The following is a 23,959-nucleotide window of genomic DNA, read 5'->3' as shown; positions in this document are numbered from 1 at the left end:
CCGTTGCCTTAATGCGTTTTTTATTGACGGTAGGAAGCCTTGCTCCTTAGCGTATTGGCCATCATCGATATGGTTCCCAATGCTAGAGTGGCTTCGGCGTTCCTCTCCCGACAAGCAGGCTTCCGCTTCTTCTCGGCGGCCCTCCTCTTCGCATCGCCCGCTTCCGTCTCGAAAGCGAAGCCGGTTCCGAGCCCGGCGGCTTCCGCCTTCCGCGCCAAAGGAATCGCCTGCTGGTACGGGGAGTCGCGCATCACCTCCTCCGGGGAACGCTTCCGGGCGAACGCGATGACCGCCGCCCATCCGACCCTGCCGTTCGGGACCATCGTGGCGGTCCGCAACCTCAAAACCGGCAGGACGGCGGTCGTCCGCATCAATGACCGGGGCCCGTTCAAAAAAGGGCGGATCATCGATCTCTCGCGGGCTGCCGCCGACCGGCTCGGCATGCTCTCCGACGGCTTGGCCCCGGTTGAGCTCCGGATCCTTCCCTCGTTCCCTCGGCAACTTTTTCTTCGTCGGCCCGTTCCAAAGACTCTGCCCGCATCGCCGCCGCGGGGAATCCGCTGCCGTTCTCAGACGCGTGTGCAACCGGAGCCGCGAGGGGCTTTCCCCTCCTAATCGGATACTCCCTTACTATCCATCGCCGCAAACTTCGATGATAGCGGAAGGCGGCTCTTCAGGGAACCGCCCGGTTCTGTGGCCAAAGTCGCTCGGCCCTCACGCAGCGGATGAGGTTCCAGGCCGATCGATCGCGTCGCAGGACTCCTCCGGCAATGGGCCTCCTCCAGCGGCTTAGCGTGTTTCGGCGGCAGGCAAGCCACAGGGGCACCGCCGGCCCCTTCCCGGCCATCGGTTCTGCCGCCTGCCGGATCAAGGCCGGATTCCATGCTTTGGGGGAATAGCCGTTCCTAAAACCATAGACAACCATTCCCCTACCAGGGAAGATCGTCCAGGACGTCGGCCGAACAGTGCTGCCGACGGTTCGCGTGCCGGGGTTTCGCCGGCAAAGCCCGGGTAGCGCCCAATGCCCGCGATTTCGGGAGCAGAGGCGCGGGAGGCAGATGGTTGCCTCCCGACCGGGCATGCGCTGCATGCGCCGCTTTGAGCCCCTTCCGAACGTCCGCCCAGAACGACCATACATGCTTCGCCCGATTCCTCGCGGGTAGGGCGAAGGTGAGATGGCCGCCATTGCGGGTCGGCACGACCGCCTCCCGCACGGACGGGCGCTCGGATAGGCCCAATCCTCTCCGGGCGATGGCGTAGGCCGCGCCCTGGTGAGAACCGATGCCATGACGGCGCGCGTGGTTGACCGCGCCGATCACGGAAGTGTAGGCCGGGTCGACTTCGATCCGTTCGACTCCGGCACGAAAGGAAGCCGCCTTGAGCATGGAGATCGTCTTGGCGTAGGCGAAGGAAGAGAGCGAGCGAGCCCGGACGCCATCGACCGCCTCCAGCTCGGCCCTCCGCTTGCGAAGATCCAATCGCTCGATCACGAGCGGCTTGCCCGATTCGGCGCAGGCCCGGGCGATCTGCCGGCACGCATCGCCGATCGCGGCTTTCACTTGCTCCTCGCTCTTCCCATAGAGATGCAATCCGATCCGGCGGATTTCCACGAGATTCCCGAAGCGATCCGTTTCGGCCAAGGCAAGATGATCCGGGTTGCTGTCAACGCCGATCGCTCCGGCAAGGCGGCGTGTCACCAGGGCAACCGGTTGCGCCTCGACGCTTGCGAATACCCGCCACCCCTTCCGGTCCCGCACGAAGCGGTAGCTTACGGCAGCTCCCTCCGGCTTGCGGACGAGCTTCCCGGTCTTGGTTGTTCCGGTCACGACCCGGCCGGCGGAGAGGGCCTGGAGGATTTCCTCCTGGCCGTAGGCCAAGCGCACGCCCTCGAGCACCAGGTGTTTGCTCGTGCTTCCCCATCCGTACGGCAGCCGCAACCGCAGCCGCAGGCCGCCGTCCGGAGCGACTGCGGCTTGGCAGGACTGGTTGCCCGAGGCCTCGTCCTTCGATCCGAGCACGAAGAACTGGCTGCTCCGCTCCGCCTGCCAATCCTTCTTCCATGCGGCATGGTCCGCATAGCCGTTCTCTTCCCGGGAAAACTGCTTCCGGAAGAGGCGTCGGGAACCGAAACAGAGCCGGACCCGGCCGGACTCCTGATCGGCCAGAAGCGCCTCGAGCTTCGCCCGCAGGACGGCAAGCCGCCGCTTTTTCTGGTGCACGACATTCGATCCCGGATGCTTCTTCTCCAGTCGGCCGACCGCCTCTTCCGCTTTCCGGATCCGCCATTTGGCTTCCTCGATCAACTCGGGCCGCCTTTCCCGGATCGAGGCGATCTTGCCCTCGAGCTCGACCCGAATGGCGTTGAACTGCCGGGCGGTGAGGCCGAACCGGCGCAGAAACGACCGCTTGAGTTCGTTTATGGAAACGCCCGCCCGCATCCTGGCCAAAAGAGTCCGCTGCGCCCGCCCGTAGAGCGCCGCATAGGCGTCAAGACACGAAGTCTGCTCATGCGTCAACCTCAACCGGGTCTGGTAGGTGAAAACAGGGCGCTTACTCATGGATCGCTTTGAGCGCCTTCTCGGCGCGGTTCCGGGCGGATCGCTTCCCGTAAAGCCTGGCACACATCGAAACGATGACCTCATGCAGGTCGCGCACGATATCGTCGGTCATCTCGTCCGGATCGACCACTAGAACCGATCGGCTCTGCGCGTACAGAAGCCGCTTCCACGTACTCCAAGCCGAAGCACATCAGCCGGTCGCGATGCTCGACCAGGATGACGCCGATATTGGGATCACGGAGCAGCTCGATCAGGCCCTTCCGATGGCCGTTCATTCCGGAGCCGACCTCCTTGACGGCCTTGACGATCGGCAACCGTTTGCTTGAGCGCGAACTCGGTCAGCCGAGCCAATTGCCGGTCCAGATCCGCTTTCTGATCGGAGCTCGATACCCGTGCGTAAAGGGCGACCCCATTGGGTTGTGAGGGCTCCGCATGCACGATCACCGTTCCGGTCGGCAACTGCTCGGCCGGGACGGGCAAACGCCCTTCCTTCCACATCCGCCAAGCTGTCTTGTAGCAACTGCCCTGCCGCTTGGCCCAGACACTCAACTTCACTTGGACATACTGCCATTAAACTGGCTATGTGTCCATATATTGTTTAGCTGCTGGCAACCCCACCGCTTGCGGAACTCCTCGACCATCCGCCCCTTCCTCCGCTCCCGGCATATCGCTCACGCATCCGCCCGAACCCCTCTTCTGCAACCCGTTGACTCATCTTCACGGCCTCTGCGGTCCTCCAGTGTTTTTTTTAACGAGCCGATTCGGCCAATTCGCCCGAGGAGAAAAAATCGTTTCCACTCACAAAGCGGGATGAGTATGCTTACGCACTCATTGAATTGACCCAGCAACTTATCCATCTCCTTCGGAAGGCCCGGCACCGCCCGGCCGGATGATTCTGTCGTCGTTCCATCCATGAAGAACGTTCTGTTTGTCTGCACCGGAAACGTCTGCCGGAGCCCCATGGCGCAGGGATTGCTTCAAGATCTGGTGCAGGGCCGTCATGATATCCGGGTCGATTCCGCAGGTATCGGCGCGGTGAGCGGGATCATGCCGAGCCAGCAAGCGATCGACGTCATGCAGGAGATCGGCATCGACATATCGGGCATACGCAGCAAGCCGATCTCTGCGGAGCTGGTACGCCGCGCCGACTTCATCTTCTGCATGAGCTACGCCCATCTCGACTCGATCCTCCTGCTCTATCCCTCCGCCGCCGAGAAGACCTATCTGCTGCTCGAGTTCGATCCCGACCTTCCTCTTTCCTCCCGCGAGATCCCGGACCCGATCGGCAGCCCCATCGAAATCTACCGCCTCTGCCGGGAGCAGATGCGCCAGGCAATGCCGAAGATTCTTTCGTTCGTGCTCGAGTCGGAGCGATCTCCCCACTCCGAGGAAAGCGAGCGGGTGCGGATCGCCCTCGGCTCGGATCATTACGGCTTGGCTCTCAAGCAGGCGGCGCGCGATTGGCTCAAGGGGAGCCAGATCCTTTTCGAGGATTGCGGGACGATGAACGAGCTGCCCGTGGACTACCCCGACTATGCGGAGCGGGTTGCCCGCTCGATCGTCCAAGGGAAAGCATCCTTAGGTCTTCTGTTTTCCCAGGACGGAATGGGGATGGAGATCGCCGCCAACCGGATTCCCGGCATCCGGGCGGTGCGTGTTGCAAGCCCTGAGGAAGCCGCCGCAGCCCGCCGCCGCTATTCGGCCAACGTCCTCTGCCTGGGATCCGATGCCGTCGCCGCTGCCGAGCTCCCGGCCATTCTGCACGCATGGCTGCTCACCGAGCCGGATCCGGCCAGGCACGACCGGCCGATGAGGAAAATCGAGCTCCTGAGCAAGCTTCCGGCCCGCTCGGCCCAGGCGATACCGGCTGCCGCCCTTCCGGCCGCCGATCCCGAGATCTACGCGCTCATCGAGCGGGAAAGCCGGAGGCAGAGCGAGAATCTCGAGCTGATCGCGTCCGAAAACTTCACCAGCCGCGCCGTCATGGAGGCGCAGGGGAGCTGCCTCACCAACAAGTATGCCGAAGGCTATCCGGGCAGGCGATGGTACGGCGGCTGCGAGAACGTGGACGGAATCGAGCGGCTGGCCATCGAACGGGCCAAGGAGCTCTTCGGCGCCGAACATGTCAACGTCCAGCCCCATTCGGGGAGCCAGGCCAACATGGCCGTCTATTTCTCCTGCCTTCAGCCCGGCGACACGATCGTAAGCATGGATTTGGCCCACGGCGGCCATCTCACCCATGGCTTCAAGATGAACTTCTCGGGGCGGTTCTTCCACGTCGCCCACTACGGCGTCCGCCCGGAGGACGAACGGATCGACTACGACGGGCTCGCCAAGGCGGCGGAAGCCCATCGGCCGCGGATGATCGTCGCGGGAGCCTCTTCGTATCCCGCCGTCATCGACTTCGCCGCCCTGCGACGGATCGCCGATTCGGTCGGGGCCCTTCTCTTCGTCGACATGGCCCATATCGCGGGGCTAGTGGCCGCCGGCCTGCATCCTTCCCCGATTCCCTACGCGGACTTCGTCACCACAACCACGCACAAGACCCTCCGCGGCCCTCGAGGCGGCCTGATCTTCTGCCGGGCCCCCTTTGCGAAGGAGGTCGACTCCCAGGTCTTCCCGGGCATTCAAGGCGGGCCTCTCATGCACGTGATCGCCGCGAAAGCGGTCTGTCTGAAGGAGGCGCTCCAGCCCGAGTTTCAGGCCTACCAGAATCAAGTCGTGCGCAACGCCCGCGCGCTGGCCGAATCGCTCAAGCGCCATGGCTACCGCCTCGTCACGGGAAGCACCGAGAACCATCTTCTTCTGATCGATCTTCGCCCCCAAGGGATTACGGGGAAGGAGGCCCAGGAGCTTCTGGACCGGGTGGGGATCACGGTCAACAAGAACGCGGTTCCTTTCGACACACTCCCCCCCTACCAAGCAGGCGGGATCCGCCTCGGAACCCCGGCGGTCACCACCAGGGGCATGCGGGAAAACGAGATGTTGGACATCGGCGAATGGATCCATCGAGCCTTGTCCCATCGCCACGACGCCGCCGCCCTCGAGAAGATACGGGAAGAGGTCTTGTCCGCCACCCGGGAGTTTCCGCTTCCCTCCTAGCCGGGACCCGTGCGGAAACTTCCTTTCCGGTTCGAGAGTCGATTGACAAGCGGAATGCGGAAGCGCTTAATCGGGAAACCGATTCACCAACCGGTTATGCACTCCGCCAAAAAACCGACCTTCTCCCTTCTTCTCGCTTTGGCTCTCGGCCTTTTGACCATGACGGCCCTTATCGGCTGCGATTTCTATGCTCCGAAAAAGGGCGGGCAGCCGCAATCCCAATCGGAGCCCAAGAAGAATGCCTCCGATGGTCCGGAGGCGGAAGCCGGCCTGGAGGAAGGCGCCCCTCCGGCTCCGGAGGCGCCGGGCACGGGTGCGCCGTCCACGCCGACTGCTTCCGGTTCATCCGGAGAAGCAGCCAAGCCCAACCCGGAGGCCTCCTCATCCGGCGGAGCATCCTCCGCTTCCCCCGCCGGAGAAGGCGCGCCGCCTGCTTCTTCCGGCGAGTCGACGGCACCGAGCGAAAGCTCCGGCCAAGGTTCCACCGCGCCGAAGAATCCGTAGGCGGATTGTTCCGGCGGGCAGCCGGGCAGAATGCATCGCTTCTCCGGCTTCCGGCATCAGAATAGGTTGCATCCGGTCGCCGGCCGCATAAGATCAATTCCGCCAGGAGCGGCGGAGCTGCCGGCAAGGTAACCCCGCCAGGTCCGAAAGGAAGCACCGGTAACTTGACCGCTGTTGTCGCTGCTCCTGGTGCGCCCAACGTCGGGCGATCCGCCACATGGCCTACGAAGTTTTCTCCAGGAAATACCGGCCGCGCCGCTTCGCCGAGATCGTCGGCCAGCCTCATGTCGTGCGGACCTTGGCCGGCGCCATCCGGCAGGGACGGGTCGCTCAGGCATACCTCTTCGCCGGCCCCCGCGGGACCGGGAAGACTTCCACCGCGCGGATCTTGGCAAAGGCACTCGAGTGGACCGGCGGCCCGAGCGTGGATTTCGATCCGTCCGATCCCATCTGCGCCGAGATCGACGCGGGCCGCTGCCTCGATGTCCTCGAAATCGACGGAGCCTCCAACAACGGCGTCGAGCAGGTGCGCGAGCTCCGGGAGAGCGCCCGCTTCGCTCCGGCTCAGTGCCGTTTCAAGATCTACGTCATCGACGAAGTCCATATGCTCACCCAGGCCGCGTTCAACGCCCTCCTCAAGACCCTGGAGGAGCCGCCGTCCCACGTGAAGTTCATCTTTGCCACGACGGAGCCGCATAAGGTACCGGCCACCGTTCTCTCCCGATGCCAACGGTTCGATTTCCGGCGGATTTCCGAAAAAGAGATCGCGAGCCATCTCGCATCTCTCTGCGCCGCCGAGGGCCTTACGGCCGATCCGAGCGCCCTAGCCCTGCTGGCGCGGAACGCGGAGGGTTCGCTCCGCGACGCCGAGGGCTCCCTCGACCAGCTCGTCGGCTTTTACAGCGGCGAGATTTCGGAGAGGGTGGTTCTCGAGATGTTCGGCATGGCGGGCAGCGGCCCCATCTCCATGCTCGCGCGCCGGATCGCCGAAGGAGCCGCCGGCGAGGCCCTCCGCCTCGTGCGCGATCTGCTCGAATCCGGAAAGGAAGCGATGGTTCTCTCCCGCGAGCTCGTCCACCTTTTCCGGAACGTAGCCGTCTATCAGGCGGCTCCTTCCCTTCTCCGGGAAGAACTCCCGACTTCGGAGCTTGCCGAGGTCGAAGCGCTGTCTAAAATCCTGCCGCCCGAGACGACGCTCTCCATTCTGGAAGACTTGACCCAATGGGAGGGGCGCTTGCGCGTCGCCGCTAACCGCGACCTCCTCCTCGAAGTCGGCATCCTCGAGCTTACCCACCATAAGGAAAAGGTATCTCTCGAGCGTCTTCTCCGAGAGCTATCGGGTTCCGCTCCTCCCTCGCCTCCGGCCGCTTTTTCCGAGCCTCTTGGAACCCCGAAGGAATCGGTTTCCGTCACCCCGGGGCCGACCCCATCGCCGGCTCCCTCTACCGCTCCCGGCGCACAAAAGGATGTCCCCATGGAGCCCGCGGCTCCGAAGTCCGGCTCCGGGCTCGCGGCGACCGCTCTCGTCCTTCCCCCGGAGGAAGCCTGGCGGCGGGCCGTCGACTGTTTCGCCCGGAATCGGCCCTTGGAAGCGGAGTCGATTCGGAAGAGCCGTTTCCTCGAGAAACGGGGATCGATCTTCGAGGTCGCGCTTCCTAAGGATTTCCGCCAGAAGGCCGCCTACTTCACCGATCCCGGGAACCGCCCGATCTTGGAAGATACGCTCCGGGAGCTTCTCGGGGAAGCGGTGACCGTCTCTTTCCTGCTCATCGACCCTCCGCTCGCACCGGAGCCGAAGGAACGCCGGGAGCCGCCGGCGAGGACGGAAAAGGCTATCGGCCCGCAGGAGCGGCTCACCGAGGAAGAATTTCGGAACGACCCTCTCATCCAGGAAGCCCTCCGGGTCTTCGAAGCCCGGATCCTTTCCGCCACTCCTCCCCAATCGGAAACGATATGAACCTGAACAAGATGCTCAAACGGGCCCGCCAGCTGCAGGAACAGGCCCAAAAATTGCAGGAAGATCTCGCCGGGCGGCGATTCGCGGTCGAAGGCGCCGGCGGAAGGCTTCGCGCGGTTGCCAGCGGCGGAGGGGAGCTCCTCGACCTTTGGATCGCTCCCGAGCTTGTCGCCGAAGGTGATGCCCAGATGCTCGCCGAGCTGGTCCTCGCCACCGTCCGGGAAGCTCTCCAGCAAGCCCGGGAGGCGAGCGCCTCGGAAATGCAAAAGCTCGGAGCCGGCTTCGGCATGCCCGGCTTCCCCTGAAGCGCAAGCGAGGCGCCCCCCATGGCCGACTATCCCCAGACGCTTCGCGAACTGCTGGCGGCCTTACGCGAGCTCCCCTCGATCGGTCCGCGTTCCGCCGAGCGGCTCGTGCTCTTTTTGATGGAGGAGAGAAAAGGAACGAAGGAGCGGCTTGCCCGTGCGCTCCACGCGGCGGGGACACGCGTGCATCCCTGTGTCCGATGCGGCTTTTATGCCGAGGAAGATCTCTGCGAGCTCTGCCGCGATCCGGCCCGGGACCCTCTCCTCTGGTGCCTGGTCGCCTCGCCCGGGGACGTCCTGCGCATCGAGCGGGCATCGGCCTTCCGCGGCGTCTATCACGTCCTGGGCCATAGGCTCTCCCCCCTGGAAGGGATCGGACCCGAACAGCTTCCGACCGGCCCGCTCCTCGCCCGCATCGAGCGCGAGCACCCTCGGGAGATCATCCTCGCGCTCGGCACCGATGCCGAAGGAGAGGCGACCTCCCTCTACTTGGGCGAGCTTCTAAAAAAGACAGGGCCGCGCATTTCGAGCCTGGCCACCGGCCTCCCCGCCGGAGGCGGACTCGAGTTCGCCGACAGTGTCACGCTCAGCTACGCACTGGCCGGGCGGCGCGAGATCTAGCGGCCATTTCTCACAAATTTCGTAGCCGAGGCGCCGCTACGGATTTCCTTACGGCAAGCCGGCGGCCTACCATTCCGATCAGGCGGGCGTAGTTTTGGCTTTCTCCCGGGAGCCGGCCGGGACTTGGATGCTCTCCTCGGCCGGCTGCGGCAGCCGTGCGATCAAGACGGAGCAACTCGCTTCCTCGCTCACGCGGGAGGCAACGCTACCTAGAGCCCGTCCCCAGACCCCGAAGTGGCCGCTGTGGCCGAGGACGATCATCTCGAACCCGTCTTCCTCGGCGAAGCGGACGATCTCCAACGCCGGGCTGCCAGCCCTGCGAGCGAGCGTCGCGGTATAGCTCCATCTCCGACAGGCCGCTTCGACGTCCTTTTCTATTTCCGCGAAGAACGCCTCCTCGCGCTCCTGCTGCATCTCGATCTCGCGGCCGATGTCGAAGAAGAAGTAGGGTACCGGCGGGACGATCCAGAGCACCTTGCACTCGCTGCCGAGCGACCTCGCCAGGCAGAGACCTTCATCAAGCGCAACCCTCGCTCCTTCCGAACGATCGTAGGCCACCAGAATTTTCTTATACACGCCCCCTCCGTTGTCCGCCCGTTAGAGCCGCGGCCTTCTGGCTCTCTCCATCATCCGCTTGCGCCAGAACCGGTAGCCGAGAAAGCCCAAAATTCCCAAGGCAACGATCTCTCCGACGCCGAGCGAGGCGAAATTCTTCGGCGTCGGCAAGCCTACGGCGATCGGGAAGCGAAGCACGACCGGTTGGTGCGCAGCGTCCACGATCCCTTGCGGCTTGACCTCCAGGATATAACGGCCCGGGGAGGAAAAGTAGACACGCAACGACGCGATCCCTTCTTTATACACATGCGGCGGGGCTTGCGCCACAATCTCCCGGCTCGCCTCCCGGATGACCGTCAAAGCAACGGGAACCTTCCAGAGCGGGTGACTCATAAGATCGAGGACCAAGGTCGCCTCCCCGGTCTTAGGGACATTTTCGCAATAGCTTTCGTACGTCTTCAACGGTTCGTACTTGCAGATGTCGAGGTGGGCGGTATAGCCGTCCACGCTGACGACTCCGCAGTCGATGGGGCCTTTTGGCCGGTGGCGATGGGCGAAAGATGCGCTCGGCAGAAAAACGCAACCGACCAGGAGACAAAACAGGAGGCGCATCATCCAGGCAAGAATCTCCCGCAGCCTCCTATCCGCTCCCGCCGGGAGACTTTGCTCCATAGTGCGCCGGTTGCTCACGTTCTTTAGCTAAGCGTACTTGGACAGACAGAGGGGAGCAAAAGAAAAAAGAAAAACCTTGCGGAGATCCGGGGGAGAGATTGGCTCCGATCGGCACGGCGGCGACCGGAACCGCCTTTCGGAAACTGCGGCCGATTCCCGGGGGGTGAAGATCGGCGTCCGGGATAGCAACGGCGGCAATTCGCCTATCGGGGACTCCCCTACCCCTTGGAGAGGGCGAGCCCGGGAGAACTTCTTCTTGCAGTCGCGGTGAAATTGCCAGTATTTGTCTTTATAAGAATCAACTGCTTTTTCGGTTCGCTGCTCACGTAGGGCGGCGGTCGGCAACGGGGAGCACTCAACCAAATTCAGCAAAAGGAGCACTGGATGCGAACGATGCGGCTAATCTCGGCGCGGATCCTGGCGTTTTTTCTCGCCCTCACGTGGAGCGCGCAGCCGCGCCCGTCCTGGGCGCACGGAGGAAGCGGAAGCGGCGGGCTCGAATGCGGCATGATGCAGCAGGGAGGCTACGCGATCCACATGGACGTCTATGTCTACAGCCAGGGCGGCATGGCCGGAATGGGCGGCATGGGAAATTTCAAGTCGTACTGCCGGAATGTCCCGACGACCGGGAAGATGAGCCTTGTGCTCGACCTGGTGACTCCGCAGCTTCGGAAGATCCCGATCGAATGCCGCGTGCTTTCTTCCGACGGCAAGGTCGTGGCGTACTTCCCCGCCCAGGTGTATACCAGCGGGGTCGCCTCCCTGGACCTTGATCTGCCGAACCGAGGGCAATACATGGTCGAGCTCACCCTGGTCGGAAAGACCGGTCCGGACAGCAAGCCGCTGATCTTCCGGTTCCCGATCACAATCGGAATGGGAATCGTCTGGGTAGGCCTTGGCGCGGCGGGCCTGCTCGTGGCTTCCGGCGCAGGCTTCCTGGTTTATCGCCGGATGGCCCGCCGCAGGAGCTTCGCTGGATCCCATGGGATCCAGGCGAGCGCCTCGTGAAGCTCCCCTCGCGTCAACGAATCCGATGGATTATTGTTAATCATTAAAAGTAAAAAAACTCCGCGACGAAGAGGATCACGATGTTGCAACCGGTCGGAAAGAAAAGGAGGTCCGGAAGGCTGTTTCTGCTCGGTGCGCTGGCGGCCGCTGCGGCCGCAAGCCTGCTGCTCCTGCAGAAGCGGCCCGGACCTGCCAAGGCTTATGATTTTTCGGTCGATCCGGACGCCTACCCGGCCGCAAAACCCTTCGAGGTCGTCCACCTGAAGGACGGGGAAAGCTTCTCCCTTTCCGCGGTCAAGGTTCAGGAGACCATCGCCGGAACCAAGGTCAAGCAGCTCGCCTACAACGGATCGGTTCCCGGGCCTTTCCTCTGGGTTCCGCAGGGTGCCCATATCACTGTCACCTTCGATAACCGGACCGGGGTCCCCACTACCATCCACTCGCACGGGGTGCGTCAAGACAACGCGCAGGACGGCGTTCCCGACGTCACCCAGCCGGCGATCCTCCCAGGCTCGAGCTATGTCTATCATTTCCGCTTCCCTGATCCGGGAGTCTACTGGTACCACCCCCACTTCCGGGACGATTTCGAGCAGGAGCTCGGGCTCTACGGGGTCTACATGGTCGAGCCCGCCGATAAGGACTACTGGGGTCCCGCCAACCGGGAGATCCCGCTCGTCTTCTCCGATATCCTGATCAAGGACGGCGCCGTTCCCGAATACCATTCGGACTACGTCAACTTCGCGTTCATGGGGCGGTACGGGAACATTCCGCTCGTCAACGGCAAGCCTCACATCGACATCGACGTCAAGAAAGGAGAGGTTGTGCGTCTCTACCTGGTCGACGCCGCATCCGCCCGACCCTTTCGGATTCAGACCCCGGGCGTCCAGATGAAGCTGGTCGGCACCGACGGAGGGCGCTACGAACGGGAACAGTGGGCGGACGCGGTCGTCGTCTCCCCCTCCGAACGCCAGATCATCGAGTGCTACTTTCCGAAAGAGGGCGAGTACAAGCTCATCCACCATGCCGTCGATCCCTTGGTCGGCGCCCGCACCTACGAGCTCGTGACCTTTCATGTCGGGACCGAAGGCGTGACCCCGTCCTACGCCCAGGAGTTCGCGACCCTACGGGAAAACAAGTCGACCATCGAGGAGATGGAAGCGCTGGCGACCCGTTTTCGCGATACCCCGCCGGACAAGACAATCCGGTTCTTGGTAGCGGTCTCGAAGCAGGCTGCCAAGGGCCTTGCCGAACCCGGCAGCACTCCTTCCGCCGCCCCGAAGGCGGGTGCGGCTTTTCCGGGGCTCTTGACCATTTTGGCCAAAACCGGCGCCAAGGTCGAATGGGAAGACCATATGTACAACCAGAACAAGGCCTCGACTTCCCGCGAGGTGCACTGGCAGATCGTCGACCTCGATACGGGCAAGGTGCTCGGACAGAAGATGGCCAAGGGCATGGGGGACATGGGCGGGAACGTCGATTGGACCTTCAAGCAGGGAAGCTTTGCGAAGATCCGGATCATCAACGACATTCACTCCCTTCACCCGATGCAGCATCCTTTCCATCTGCATGGGCAGCGTTTTCTGGTGCTCAACACGAACGGAGAGGAGAACCCCAACAAGGCTTGGAAGGATACGGTGCTGGTCGGCGCCGGCGACACCATGGATATCCTGGTCGACATGAGCAATCCCGGGACCTGGATGGCCCACTGCCATATCCTGGAGCATCTCCACAGCGGGATGATGTTTTCCTTCGCCGTCGCTCCCTAGCGCGGCGAACCTTGCCTCTCGCCGGTCGCGCCGTTACTCTTTCATGGCCGGCCTCGGGGAGGCGGACGGCTAACGGCTAAGGCTTGCCCGCGTCCGATGCGGATCCGGTCCAAAGATACGGGTAACGTGCGCAGAGAGGAGTGTATGACGGGAAGTAGAGGAAGTCATCGAATGCTCGCGATCCTCTGGGTCGCGGCGGGTTGGGCCTCCCTAGCCGCGGCCGCTCCCCTCCCTCCGGAGCTCGATTCCGTTATGCCTCCCTACCTCGCTATCGGAAAGGCCCTCGCGGCCGATTCGCTCAAGGGGGTCGATACCGAGGCTGCCGCTATGAAAGGACTCGTCGAACGTTCGGGAGGCGGCTTTTTCCCGAAGGAGCTCTCCGGAGATCTTGATCGGCTCTCGCGGGCGAACGATCTCGACACCGCGCGGCTGGCGTACAAGGACGTCAGCGACCGGCTGATCGCGCTCTTTCAGGAGCACAAGGTCCAAACGGGCCGCTACTTCCTCTGCACCTGCCCGATGGCGCAAGCGAGCTGGATCCAAGCCGACAAGGAGATCAAGAACCCGTATTACGGGTCGGCGATGCTCCTCTGCGGCGACGTGACGCAAACGTTCTAACGTCGAGGCCGGCTGTCAGAAGAAGAGCGCCGGAGAAATCCCGTCGCCGTATCGAAAGAAAAGCATGCCGGCGAGCGAGTCGAATCGCAGCCGATTGATTCGGGAATTGCTCCCGAACATAAACCGCAGGCGGTCTGCCCGCTTCCGGCTTTCCTACCGAATTCGGGCAGACCGCCTGCTCAATCGTTGCTACCTATTTTGCGAGGGCGCATCGCCCTTAATCGCGTAAGCCGCAACGAAAATCAACAACCAGCAAAGAACAAGCCAGGTTGCTCCCACCATAATATCTATCTCTCCTCCTCTTCCGGTTGCACGCCTTCCTCTTTGTTCCCCACATCGAGTGTCGGCGCTGCAGCCCTTGTTCGAGTTGCCGGAGTTTGCCGGATAACGGCAAGACACGCAAGAAATTTGTTCTCTTGGACAGCGACAAAGGGAATGGAATGCGGTAAACGGAACCGGCTCCGAAAGGCACGAAACCGGTCGAGGATCGTCTCGGGGAGATCCTTTCCTCTCGCCCGGGCCAAAGCCTCCCTGGTAGGCCGACTTTCTTCTCCACGGGCATCATTCTTGCATTTTCAACCCGGGAAACTTTGCTACGCTACCTATCATGGTTGCCAATCCCAAGTGGCCTCCGCCGGAAGGAGACGGAAGCGACACCAATTTCCGCCATCTTCTGATCTTTCTTTTCATCGTGATCGCCCTTACGGCCATGCGGTTAGCCTACGACTTGACAAGCGGATTGGGCTTCTTCACGCCCGCCCAATGGTAGGCGACCGGTCGCGCCCGTGACCGGCCGGACGCGTTCGGAGAATGGTTCGCGGCCGATTACGGGTGGTGGGTTCGCGCGAGGAACGCCAGGAAGGCGAGCAAGAAGCAAAGGGCCAGCACGACCGCAAGATCGCCGCGGAGCCGCCCCGGTTCGTGCTTCCAGCTATAGGCCGCCCGCAGCCCGTATGCGGCCAACAGAAAGAGCAGCAGACCGCCGCCTCCGCTTATAAGGACGCGCCAAAGCCTCTCGCTCATCGGTGCTTCGCGCTCCGTGGCGGCGCAGCCGATCCCCAGACGCTACTTCGCCGCGTTCGGAGCGGCGATCGGCCCTTTCTCCGCCGAGCCGTCGCCGCCGATCGTCAGCTCCTCTCCGCCATGGAGCTCGTATGACTCCTTCTTCGCGGCGGTCACGACCGCCGCCTCTCCATCGGCCACCTCGACGATCTCCTTCCCTTCCCGAAGCGAGACCGCATAGCTCCCTGCCCGCTTGCTGGTCGCCGTCGCCAGAGCCGTAGCCACCTCCACATCCTTGCCGGTAAAGCGAATCTTGCCCGTCTCGAGCCGAAAGCGGATTGGACTTTCCCCCACCAATTCGGCGTTGCTCGACGGCTCGAGGACCACCTTGTCCGAGCTACCCGTCCAACCAAGTGTGCAAGTGGCAAAACTGTTCGTGCGGATAAACCGCCCCGCTTCCAACACATCGCCTTCGGAAAGTTCCACTGCGTAGTTGGATGTAACCATGCCGACTCCCTCGATCGAAAGCACCTGCGCTGCGAACGCCGCGCAAGGAGCAAGCAGGAGCGCAAGAATTCCCTCCGCCGTACGGGAAGCAGCACCGCACTTCCCTCTCCGCGCCGCCGCCAGCTTGCGCTCTCCTCTCTGCTTCCCAGGTCTTCTCCGTTCCATCGCACTCCTCCTCTGTTTTTTCCGCTCCGGTCCCAGGCGCATGGATGCTGCCGCGGACCGGGTCGATCCGCTACCGAAGCTAATCCATCGACGCGCAGTGTGGCAATCGCGACGTATTCGGTTTTCCCGCTTTCTCGAATGCTCCTGCTTATTTATGGCGCATCACGCATGCCTGGCAGCCAAAAGAAAAAAGGGCGCGCCCCTCTTCTCCCGGATCGGGAGGAAGAAGGGCGCGCCGGAAGTCGGCTCTTTTGCAGGAACCGCTGCTTACATCTGCGTCGCGCCGAAACGCGGAATGACGAGCTGATCGGCGACGGCGATGATGCTCCGCGCTCCGCTTGGGTCGCTGAAGAAGAGCAGGCCCCCGAAACGGTTCGTCGTCTCGTGGTACATCGTCAGCCGCTGGTTCTCCCACTCCGCGCTCGCCAGCACCACTTCGAGCACCTTGGTCTCCCCGGGCGCCACCGGCTCCGAAGGAGTGATCTTCATCGGGCCCCCGTACACTTCCGGAAAGTCAGGATTCCAGACGTTCCCCGGAACCTGCTCGTTGAAGAAGCGGACGTTGGCCGTGGTGAACTCCTTGAGCACCAAGGGACGATCCCCCGTGTTATGCACCTCGAGCCGGAAGGAGAGCGTGCGGCTCGGCACATCGTAGGTCGCGTCCAGCACCTTCGCCTCCACGTGGGTCGGCTCGGGCGGAAGCGGCTCGTTCTTGATGATCGTCTCCTGGATCGGAATCGTGTGCGGGAACTGCGCCGCAGTCATCGCGTTGGCGATCGCGATCAGGCCGATGGTCCCAAGGGCAAAGATCACCGCCACGGTCTTGTCCGCACCGCTGATCAGCTCCTTGGCCCTTCCGGCCGCCACGATGCCCAGCCGAGAGACAAAAGGCCTCCCCAGCCAGAACCCGAGCCAAGCCACCCCGATCAAGGTGGTCACCAGGGTCCACATGAGCATCCGGTTCACTCCGTAGTCTTCCAGGTCGACCGTGGTGCCCACGAGCGTCTTGATCGGGTTGGTGAAGCCCGCATGGCTTCCTTCCACGTCGACGTAGATCGACGGCCCGATCAAGGGCCCCGCATCCTTCATGCTCAGCATCACCCCGACCGGCCAGTGGCCCGGATACCGCGCCCTGGTGATCGTCTTGTACTCGTAGGTACCGCCCAGCTCCAGCAGCTGCGAGCAGGACATGAACCGGTTGTTGATCCATGAGCCGACCCGCAGGAACTGCGGCCCCGGAACGAAAAAGTTCAGCCACGAGATCCCCGTAAAGGCGATCTCCTTCGGCCAGATCGGCAGAAGCTGGAACTTCCCCGTCACCGTCATCTCGTCCCCGACCTTGAACTTCCTTCCGGAAAACTTGGTGTCGTAGAAGATCACCGTCCGCATCCGAAGGAAGGCCTCCTGCGATTTCTCGCCCAAGGCCCAGAGCCGGCTCGTCGCCGGTCCCGCCAGGAGCATCCCCAGCAGGACCAGCGCTCCCGCTCTTCCCATCACCCGCATTACGCCTTTTCTCATCGTCTTCCTTCCTCCTCTTTAGGCTTAGGCGCGCTTCACCTCCGCCGCAGCCGCCTCATAGGTCTTGAAGAACTTCGTGCTGCCGAAGAAATGAGCGCCCATCAGCCACCACGGCACGTACATGCAGACCGAGACGAACCCCGAGAAGAAGGCGGCCACACCGGTCACCCCTCCCGCGAAGCTCCGCATCGTTCCCGTCTCCACGATCCGGAGATACTCCGGCGTCGAGGTGCGGACGTACATGTAGTTGATCACATCCGCGATGCTCATCAGCGAGCCCTGATACTCGACCGGCAGGTGATAGGGTGCGATCATCACCCAGTTGGTCGGATAGAAGAGCCAGCCCCAGAGCTCGCCGCCCACCAGGGCCGTCACGATCCAGTTGCCGGTCAGCATCAGCACCACGTCGAGCACGACCGCCTGCGGCATGAACGTCTCCGGAAAGACGAAGTTGAGCGGATAGTGGGTCCAACCGTAGAAGTTGATGTACCGGTTCATCCACTGTCCAAAGAGCAGGCCCAGGCAGCAGAACGTCGCTCCGATCGGCATCCGGAACTTCGTCCAGAAGACCGCCTGCACCGCCGCCGGGAAGGTGATCTCCAGAATCGGAGCCACGATCGGCCACCAGTTCCGATCCTTCCAGTCGATCCAGAACGACCAGTCTCCGGCCACCAGCATCTGGTGGACATGGAAGCCGGCGATCAGCGCCAGAAAGGTCGACAGGATCACCACCCAGTCGAACTTCCGGGCAATCGCCTTCGCCTCCGCGTCTACTTGCGAATATTGCATTGGTTGCTTTCCCCCTCGGCAAGAGTGGGGGCGGGTTGCCAATCCCGCCCCTCACCTTGCTTGCGTGTTTTTTCTTTCTTCCGTTTCTCCCGTTTCCGGACCTACACCGCGCAGGCCGCGCAAGCGGCAGGATTGCAGGAGCTCTGCGGATCCCGCATCACCTCGGCCGGGCTCTGGATCGGCTTCCCGTAGTAGATGTGGTTGATGAGCGCCATCACCCGCGGGCAGATCTGCAGCCAGGTCCCGAGGATCGCCAGCGCACCCCATCCGAACGTCACGAAGCCCCAGTGGAGCGGAGCCACGAAAAGCTCCTCCATGAACCACCGGGTGTGGCCGAACTCGTTGAGCCCGACATTCGGGAAGATCATCAACGGGCTGCCCACCAGCACCGCATAAGGCAAGGAAAACGCCTTCGCGAACTGCGGCAGTCGGGTCATCGCATAAACCAGCGAGCCCACACCGAAGATGATGTAGATGGGATAGCTCTGGTAGAACTCGATCACGTGGCTCGGGGTGAAGTCGGTATCCCGAATCACCGTCTGGTGCCACGTCCCGTCCTGCTCCGTGAAGTAGCTCGCGCCGGCGTACGCCGCGTAGGTATAGGTCAGGACGAAGAGTCCCAAGGCCCAATACCGCTTGAGCTCCTCCGCCGGAGAGAGGCGATCGAGCGCCCGATCCCGCGTCATCCAGAGCCAGCCCCACAGCGCACCGGCCGTGACCGCTTCCATGACAAGCTCCGCAAAGAGCATGCCCATCCAGTAGCTGTTGTATTCCGGCGACGTGTAGTCGAGACCCTTCGAAAACGCGTAGAGCCTCTCGTAGACGTTGATCAGGACGTCAAAGACCACCAGCGCGCCGATCGCGATCCCCGCGCTTTTCCACGAAAAGGCGGAGACCGGCGGGCGCGCGACAGCCGTTGCCGTCGTCGTTTGTGTTTGTGCCATATCTTTTTCTTTCTCCCTTTCTGCACTTCCCATGCCCCAGATGCACCACCTGGGTTGGGGCCGTCATCCTCCCGGGATGCCGACAAAGGCCGGTCGGCATTTCGCCAATCGGTCCTCGAGCAGCAACCGTAACAAAGGGAGCCGCATGGTCACAATCAGGGAAACTACTATAGCCGAATACGGTGTTTTACCCATTACAGTGGCAATGGTGTTGATGAGTGAGCATAAGTGAATCACCGGACGGCCTGCAGCCGTCGGGATCGCCTCCCGCTCAAAAGAGAAGGGCGCGCCCCTCTTCTCCCGGATCGGGAGGAAGAAGGGCGCGCCGGAAGTCGGCTCTTTTGCAGGAACCGCTGCTTACATCTGCGTCGCGCCGAAACGCGGAATGACGAGCTGATCGGCGACGGCGATGATGCTCCGCGCTCCGCTTGGGTCGCTGAAGAAGAGCAGGCCCCCGAAACGGTTCGTCGTCTCGTGGTACATCGTCAGCCGCTGGTTCTCCCACTCCGCGCTCGCCAGCACCACTTCGAGCACCTTGGTCTCCCCGGGCGCCACCGGCTCCGAAGGAGTGATCTTCATCGGGCCCCCGTACACTTCCGGAAAGTCAGGATTCCAGACGTTCCCCGGAACCTGCTCGTTGAAGAAGCGGACGTTGGCCGTGGTGAACTCCTTGAGCACCAAGGGACGATCCCCCGTGTTATGCACCTCGAGCCGGAAGGAGAGCGTGCGGCTCGGCACATCGTAGGTCGCGTCCAGCACCTTCGCCTCCACGTGGGTCGGCTCGGGCGGAAGCGGCTCGTTCTTGATGATCGTCTCCTGGATCGGAATCGTGTGCGGGAACTGCGCCGCAGTCATCGCGTTGGCGATCGCGATCAGGCCGATGGTCCCAAGGGCAAAGATCACCGCCACGGTCTTGTCCGCACCGCTGATCAGCTCCTTGGCCCTTCCGGCCGCCACGATGCCCAGCCGAGAGACAAAAGGCCTCCCCAGCCAGAACCCGAGCCAAGCCACCCCGATCAAGGTGGTCACCAGGGTCCACATGAGCATCCGGGCCACCCCGTAGGTTTCCAGGTCGACCGTGGTGCCCACGAGCGTCTTGATCGGGTTGGTGAAGCCCGCATGGCTTCCTTCCACGTCGACGTAGATCGACGGCCCGATCAAGGGCCCCGCATCCTTCATGCTCAGCATCACCCCGACCGGCCAGTGGCCTGGGTACCGCGCCCTGGTGATCGTCTTGTACTCGTAGGTACCGCCCAGCTCCAGCAGCTGCGAGCAGGACATGAACCGGTTGTTGATCCATGAGCCGACCCGCAGGAACTGCGGCCCCGGAACGAAGAAGTTCAGCCACGAGATCCCCGTAAAGGCGATCTCCTTCGGCCAGATCGGCAAAATCTGGAACTTCCCCGTCACCGTCATCTCGTCCCCGACCTTGAACTTCCTTCCGGAAAACTTGGTGTCGTAGAAGATCACCGTCCGCATCCGAAGGAAGGCCTCCTGCGATTTCTCGCCCAAGGCCCAGAGCCGGCTCGTCGCCGGTCCCGCCAGGAGCATCCCCAGCAGGACCAGCGCCCCCGCTCTTCCGATCACCCGCATTACGCCTTTTCTCATCGTCTTCCTTCCTCCTCTTTAGGCTTAGGCGCGCTTCACCTCCACCGCAGCCGCCTCATAGGTCTTGAAGAACTTCGTGCTGCCGAAGAAATGAGCGCCCATCAGCCACCACGGCACGTACATGCAGACCGAGACGAACCCCGAGAAGAAGGCGGCCACACCGGTCACCCCTCCCGCGAAGCTCCGCAACGTTCCCGTCTCCACGATCCGGAGATACTCCGGCGTCGAGGTGCGGACGTACATGTAGTTGATCACATCCGCGATGCTCATCAGCGCGCCCTGATACTCAACCGGCAGGTGATAGGGTGCGATCATCACCCAGTTGGTCGGATAGAAGAGCCAGCCCCAGAGCTCGCCGCCCACCAGGGCCGTCACAATCCAGTTGCCGGTCAGCATCAGCACCACGTCGAGCACGACCGCCTGCGGAATGAACGTCTCCGGAAAGACGAAGTTGAGCGGATAGTGGGTCCAACCGTTGAAGTTGATGTACCGGTTCATCCACTGTCCAAAGAGCAGGCCCAGGCAGCAGAACGTCGCTCCGATCGGCATCCGGAACTTCGTCCAGAAGACCGCCTGCACCGCCGCCGGGAAGGTGATCTCCAGAATCGGAGCCACGATCGGCCACCAGTTCCGATCCTTCCAGTCGATCCAGAACGACCAGTCTCCGGCCACCAGCATCTGGTGGACATGGAAGCCGGCGATCAGCGCCAGAAAGGTCGACAGGATCACCACCCAGTCGAACTTGCGCGCGATCGCCTTCGCCTCCGCGTCTACTTGCGAATATTGCATTGGTTGCTTTCCCCCTCGGCAAGAGTGGGGGCGGGTTGCCAATCCCGCCCCTCACCTTGCTTGCGTGTTTTTCTTTCTTCCGTTTCTCCCGTTTCCGGACCTACACCGCGCAGGCCGCGCAAGCGGCAGGATTGCAGGAGCTCTGCGGATCCCGCATCACCTCGGCCGGGCTCTGGATCGGCTTCCCGTAGTAGATGTGGTTGATGAGCGCCATCACCCGCGGGCAGATCTGCAGCCAGGTCCCGAGGATCGCCAGCGCACCCCATCCGAACGTCACGAAGCCCCAGTGGAGCGGAGCCACGAAAAGCTCCTCCATGAACCACCGGGTGTGGCCGAACTCGTTGAGCCCGACGTTCGGGAAGATCATCAACGGGCTGCCCACCAGCACCGCATAAGGCAAGGAAAACGCCTTCGCGAACTGCGGCAGTCGGGTCATCGCATAAACCAGCGAGCCCACACCGAAGATGATGTAGATGGGATAGCTCTGGTAGAACTCGATCACGTGGCTCGGGGTGAAGTCGGTATCCCGAATCACCGTCTGGTGCCACGTCCCGTCCTGCTCCGTGAAGTAGCTCGCGCCGGCGTACGCCGCGTAGGTATAGGTCAGGACGAAGAGTCCCAAGGCCCAATACCGCTTGAGCTCCTCCGCCGGAGAGAGGCGATCGAGCGCCCGATCCCGCGTCATCCAGAGCCAGCCCCAGAGCGCAGCCGCCGTGACCGCTTCCATGACAAGCTCCGCAAAGAGCATGCCCATCCAGTAGGTGTTGTATTCCGGCGACGTGTAGTCGAGACCCTTCGAAAACGCGTAGAGCCTCTCGTAGACGTTGATCAGGACGTCAAAGACCACCAGCGCGCCGATCGCGATCCCCGCGCTTTTCCACGAAAAGGCGGAGACCGGCGGGCGCGCGACAGCCGTTGCCGTCGTCGTTTGTGTTTGTGCCATATCTTTTTCTTTCTCCCTTTCTGCTCTTTCCCATGCCCCGGATGCATCACCCGGGGCACGGCCCCTAACCTCCGGGGTTAGGAGGCAGAAGATCATCGGGGTTTGCCCCTAACGACCTTCTAGCGGAGATCGTAGTACAAAAGCCCCCGTTGGCAAGTAATTTTCCTGTATTTCATATAAGGCATTCCCTCATCAATGATTAGGTACTTTTCATCTCTTCCTGTGGAGGCATTCCCGCGAAAGAAGCCTAGGCCCGCCCCCTTAGGCCGATAGCGAATATCCTCTGGTATCGACGAATTCGGAAAGCGCCTGTTTACGACTTTTCCCCGTTCGGCCGTCGCCTGCCGTTTCCACCCCGGCCTCCACTCTTCCGCGGACATCTCCTGCCCTGTTTCCCCTATCCGGCTACAGGGCTTCCCTGATGCGGATACGGTTTTGGCTAGAAGGAAGCGGGACGGTGCGCTTATCCTTCCTTTCATGAGCGGAAGTAGGTCGTCTGCGCGCTACTTCGAAGAGGTCGCCGCGGAATGGGACACGCTTCGAAAGGGATACTTTCGAGACGAGGTTCGGGAAAAGGCGCTCGATCTGGCGGCGGTCCGCCCTGGGGAACGCGCGGCGGATATCGGCGCCGGGACCGGGTTTCTCACCGAAGCTCTTTTGGCACGCGGCCTGGAGGTCATCGCCGTCGACCGCTCCGCGGCCATGCTCGCCCAGCTGGAGAAGAAGTTCGGCGGGAGGGCAGGCTTCCGCTGCCTGGCGGGAGAGACCGAAGCGTTGCCGATCGAGTCGGGCACGCTCGATTGCGCCTTCGCCAACATGGTGCTCCACCACGTCGAGAGCCCCGAAGAGATGATCCGCGAGCTCCGTCGGATCCTGAAGCCCGGCGGTAGAGCGGTCCTTACCGATTTCGAGCGCCATAATTTCGATTTCTTCCTGACCGAGTACTACGACCGCTGGCCGGGGTTCTCCCCCGCCGAGGTAGCTTCCCTCTTCCGCGCGGCGGGCTTCGCCGAAGTGGAGACAGGCCCTCTGGGAGAAACGTGCCAGGCGGAAAGTTCCGCGGGTGTACGGGGGGTGGTCCCGATCTTCTTCGTGCGGGCCCGGCGGTAAGGCAGCCTTCGAATCGAAAAATCGGTTGCCGCCGGCGCATTCGCGTTGAATGGTGTTATTATGAGCGGCAACACATTTTCCGGGAACCGGGGTGAATCGGAGCGCGACAAACCGCCGAAGGAGGCCAAGTCCGGCAACAAGGCCTTCTATTGGGTTGTAGCGCTGGCCTCCTTATTTTTCCTCTACCTCTTCTACTCGGTCCTCAACCACGATACCGTCAACATTCACGGGCATTGACGGCCGGCGGCAGCGGCAAACTCCGCCGGAGGAATTGCGTCAGGCGGAAACGGGCTTATATTGCGCCGCGGAGCGACAATGACGATGGGCGTGGAAACGAAGGAGTCCCTATGGCCGGCCCGCTGGAATTTCGTGCGGAGCGCCTCCGGTTCAATGGAGCACGCGCCCTCCTTGCGGTTTTCTGCCTCTTGGGGACCCTTTCCTGCTCGCAAGCCGGCCCGTCCTCCTTTCCGCCGACGGGTCGCGGTTCCCCTGAGGCCCAGATTCGGGCACTAATCGAAAAGGATCTTTATCCCGGAGAAAAGATCGAAAGGCTGACGGTCGTCCCGGAGCCGGAGCAGTCCCGGGTCGCGGCGCGATGGGAGGTTCGCCTGATCGACGACGGGCGACACTTCCACCCTCTCTTCCATCCGCCCACGATCATTCTCTTCGAGACTCTGCCCGGCGAAGCGCACTTCCCCACGCAGGGAGGAGCCCTGGCGGAGAACGCAGGCACGGCGCCCGAATTTCAGACGTGGCAAAAGAAGCTGGCCCTGACCCGGAGCCTGATGCGCCAAGTGATCGTCCTGCGCTGCATGCTCTACTGCCGCCACCAGATGGACACCCTCGACCGGGAGAACTTGAAGACGGCCGAGCAGGACCTTTCGGCGCTTACCCTGAAAAAGCCGCGGCGGTGAGAAC

Annotated in this window: 23 protein-coding genes, 1 other RNA gene and 1 pseudogene; 13 read left to right on the top strand and 12 right to left on the bottom strand. The window is 62.5% G+C overall.

Features of this window, described 5'->3' with window-relative positions; all coding sequences use genetic code 11:
- Positions 1–39: 39 nt before the first annotated feature.
- Positions 40–615: a septal ring lytic transglycosylase RlpA family protein gene (locus MTHMO_RS04065; protein WP_237394752.1), complete on the top strand. Its 576-nt coding sequence runs from the start codon at positions 40–42 to the stop codon at positions 613–615.
- A 314-nt stretch (positions 616–929) separates the two neighbouring features.
- Here MTHMO_RS04065 and MTHMO_RS04060 read toward each other — a convergent pair whose 3' ends face one another.
- Both MTHMO_RS04060 and MTHMO_RS04055 read right to left on the bottom strand, forming a co-directional pair.
- The gene (locus MTHMO_RS04060) at positions 930–2,558 is read right to left on the bottom strand and encodes a transposase (protein ID WP_202213645.1); all 1,629 of its coding nucleotides are present in this window, start codon (positions 2,556–2,558) and stop codon (positions 930–932) included.
- Positions 2,551–3,113 (bottom strand): annotated as a pseudogene (locus MTHMO_RS04055) (IS607 family transposase). Before MTHMO_RS04055 ends, MTHMO_RS04060 begins: the two are co-directional and overlap by 8 nt.
- Positions 3,114–3,470: 357 nt before the next feature.
- Here MTHMO_RS04055 and MTHMO_RS04050 point away from each other — a divergent pair.
- The 5 genes from MTHMO_RS04050 (at position 3,471) to recR (ending at position 9,047) form a co-directional block, all read left to right on the top strand.
- Complete coding sequence (locus MTHMO_RS04050) at positions 3,471–5,660, top strand: serine hydroxymethyltransferase (protein WP_202213644.1); 2,190 nt, start codon at positions 3,471–3,473, stop codon at positions 5,658–5,660.
- Positions 5,661–6,264: 604 nt separating this feature from the next.
- Positions 6,265–6,359, top strand: an RNA gene (gene ffs / locus MTHMO_RS04045) — signal recognition particle sRNA small type.
- Between the two features lie 22 nt (positions 6,360–6,381).
- Positions 6,382–8,121 (top strand): DNA polymerase III subunit gamma/tau, encoded by a 1,740-nt coding sequence (gene dnaX / locus MTHMO_RS04040; RefSeq protein ID WP_202213643.1) that lies wholly within the window; start codon positions 6,382–6,384, stop codon positions 8,119–8,121.
- On the top strand, positions 8,118–8,426 hold the full coding sequence (locus MTHMO_RS04035) for a YbaB/EbfC family nucleoid-associated protein (protein ID WP_202213642.1): 309 nt from the start codon (positions 8,118–8,120) through the stop codon (positions 8,424–8,426). Before dnaX ends, MTHMO_RS04035 begins: the two co-directional genes overlap by 4 nt.
- 21 nt (positions 8,427–8,447) lie before the next feature.
- The gene (gene recR / locus MTHMO_RS04030; RefSeq protein ID WP_202213641.1) at positions 8,448–9,047 is read left to right on the top strand and encodes a recombination mediator RecR; all 600 of its coding nucleotides are present in this window, start codon (positions 8,448–8,450) and stop codon (positions 9,045–9,047) included.
- Positions 9,048–9,125: 78 nt separating this feature from the next.
- On the opposite strand, the gene MTHMO_RS04025 is transcribed toward recR, so the two are convergent.
- Positions 9,126–9,623 (bottom strand): universal stress protein, encoded by a 498-nt coding sequence (locus tag MTHMO_RS04025; RefSeq protein ID WP_202213640.1) that lies wholly within the window; start codon positions 9,621–9,623, stop codon positions 9,126–9,128.
- 21 nt (positions 9,624–9,644) lie between these two features.
- Positions 9,645–10,274 carry a hypothetical protein gene (locus tag MTHMO_RS04020; RefSeq protein WP_202213639.1) on the bottom strand — a complete coding sequence of 210 codons (630 nt, stop codon included), beginning with the start codon at positions 10,272–10,274 and terminating at the stop codon, positions 9,645–9,647.
- 384 nt (positions 10,275–10,658) lie between these two features.
- On the opposite strand from MTHMO_RS04020, the gene MTHMO_RS04015 reads away from it, so the two are divergent.
- From MTHMO_RS04015 to MTHMO_RS04000, 4 genes are all read left to right on the top strand, one after another.
- The gene (locus MTHMO_RS04015; RefSeq protein WP_202213638.1) at positions 10,659–11,282 is read left to right on the top strand and encodes a hypothetical protein; all 624 of its coding nucleotides are present in this window, start codon (positions 10,659–10,661) and stop codon (positions 11,280–11,282) included.
- Between the two features lie 80 nt (positions 11,283–11,362).
- A complete protein-coding gene (locus MTHMO_RS04010) occupies positions 11,363–13,048 on the top strand; it encodes a multicopper oxidase family protein (RefSeq protein ID WP_202213637.1) in 1,686 nt (561 codons plus the stop codon).
- A 171-nt stretch (positions 13,049–13,219) separates the two neighbouring features.
- On the top strand, positions 13,220–13,666 hold the full coding sequence (locus MTHMO_RS04005; RefSeq protein WP_237394750.1) for a DUF3347 domain-containing protein: 447 nt from the start codon (positions 13,220–13,222) through the stop codon (positions 13,664–13,666).
- Positions 13,667–14,273: 607 nt separating this feature from the next.
- Positions 14,274–14,435: a hypothetical protein gene (locus tag MTHMO_RS04000; RefSeq protein ID WP_202213635.1), complete on the top strand. Its 162-nt coding sequence runs from the start codon at positions 14,274–14,276 to the stop codon at positions 14,433–14,435.
- Positions 14,436–14,491: 56 nt separating this feature from the next.
- Here the strand turns inward: MTHMO_RS04000 and MTHMO_RS03995 are convergent, their stop codons facing one another.
- From MTHMO_RS03995 to amoC (MTHMO_RS03960), 8 genes are all read right to left on the bottom strand, one after another.
- The gene (locus tag MTHMO_RS03995) at positions 14,492–14,689 is read right to left on the bottom strand and encodes a hypothetical protein (RefSeq protein ID WP_202213634.1); all 198 of its coding nucleotides are present in this window, start codon (positions 14,687–14,689) and stop codon (positions 14,492–14,494) included.
- A gap of 42 nt (positions 14,690–14,731) precedes the next feature.
- Positions 14,732–15,340 carry a hypothetical protein gene (locus MTHMO_RS03990; RefSeq protein WP_202213633.1) on the bottom strand — a complete coding sequence of 203 codons (609 nt, stop codon included), beginning with the start codon at positions 15,338–15,340 and terminating at the stop codon, positions 14,732–14,734.
- Between the two features lie 267 nt (positions 15,341–15,607).
- Positions 15,608–16,858, bottom strand: a complete 1,251-nt coding sequence (gene amoB / locus MTHMO_RS03985; RefSeq protein WP_202213632.1) for a bacterial ammonia monooxygenase, subunit AmoB — start codon at positions 16,856–16,858, stop codon at positions 15,608–15,610.
- A gap of 24 nt (positions 16,859–16,882) precedes the next feature.
- Positions 16,883–17,647: a bacterial ammonia monooxygenase, subunit AmoA gene (gene amoA, locus MTHMO_RS03980; RefSeq protein WP_202213631.1), complete on the bottom strand. Its 765-nt coding sequence runs from the start codon at positions 17,645–17,647 to the stop codon at positions 16,883–16,885.
- 101 nt (positions 17,648–17,748) lie between these two features.
- A complete protein-coding gene (gene amoC / locus MTHMO_RS03975; protein ID WP_202213630.1) occupies positions 17,749–18,591 on the bottom strand; it encodes a bacterial ammonia monooxygenase, subunit AmoC in 843 nt (280 codons plus the stop codon).
- 357 nt (positions 18,592–18,948) lie between these two features.
- Positions 18,949–20,199: a bacterial ammonia monooxygenase, subunit AmoB gene (gene amoB / locus MTHMO_RS03970; protein ID WP_202213629.1), complete on the bottom strand. Its 1,251-nt coding sequence runs from the start codon at positions 20,197–20,199 to the stop codon at positions 18,949–18,951.
- A gap of 24 nt (positions 20,200–20,223) precedes the next feature.
- Positions 20,224–20,988 carry a bacterial ammonia monooxygenase, subunit AmoA gene (amoA, locus tag MTHMO_RS03965; RefSeq protein WP_202213628.1) on the bottom strand — a complete coding sequence of 255 codons (765 nt, stop codon included), beginning with the start codon at positions 20,986–20,988 and terminating at the stop codon, positions 20,224–20,226.
- 100 nt (positions 20,989–21,088) lie between these two features.
- On the bottom strand, positions 21,089–21,931 hold the full coding sequence (gene amoC / locus MTHMO_RS03960; protein ID WP_202213627.1) for a bacterial ammonia monooxygenase, subunit AmoC: 843 nt from the start codon (positions 21,929–21,931) through the stop codon (positions 21,089–21,091).
- A 477-nt stretch (positions 21,932–22,408) separates the two neighbouring features.
- Here amoC (MTHMO_RS03960) and MTHMO_RS03955 point away from each other — a divergent pair, with 477 nt between their 5' ends.
- The 3 genes from MTHMO_RS03955 to MTHMO_RS03945 all read left to right on the top strand — a co-directional run bounded on the left by MTHMO_RS03955 (position 22,409) and on the right by MTHMO_RS03945 (position 23,955).
- Complete coding sequence (locus tag MTHMO_RS03955; protein WP_202213626.1) at positions 22,409–23,041, top strand: class I SAM-dependent methyltransferase; 633 nt, start codon at positions 22,409–22,411, stop codon at positions 23,039–23,041.
- 60 nt (positions 23,042–23,101) lie between these two features.
- A complete protein-coding gene (locus MTHMO_RS03950) occupies positions 23,102–23,278 on the top strand; it encodes a hypothetical protein (protein WP_202213625.1) in 177 nt (58 codons plus the stop codon).
- 110 nt (positions 23,279–23,388) lie between these two features.
- Positions 23,389–23,955, top strand: coding sequence for a hypothetical protein (locus MTHMO_RS03945; protein ID WP_202213624.1), 567 nt, complete (start codon positions 23,389–23,391; stop codon positions 23,953–23,955).
- Positions 23,956–23,959: the final 4 nt, after the last annotated feature.

It is taken from the genome of Methylacidimicrobium sp. AP8 (assembly GCF_903064525.1).
Classification (GTDB): domain Bacteria; phylum Verrucomicrobiota; class Verrucomicrobiia; order Methylacidiphilales; family Methylacidiphilaceae; genus Methylacidimicrobium.
The sequence above is the reverse complement of the archived record's forward strand: the minus strand, read 5'-3'. Positions and strand labels throughout refer to the sequence as shown.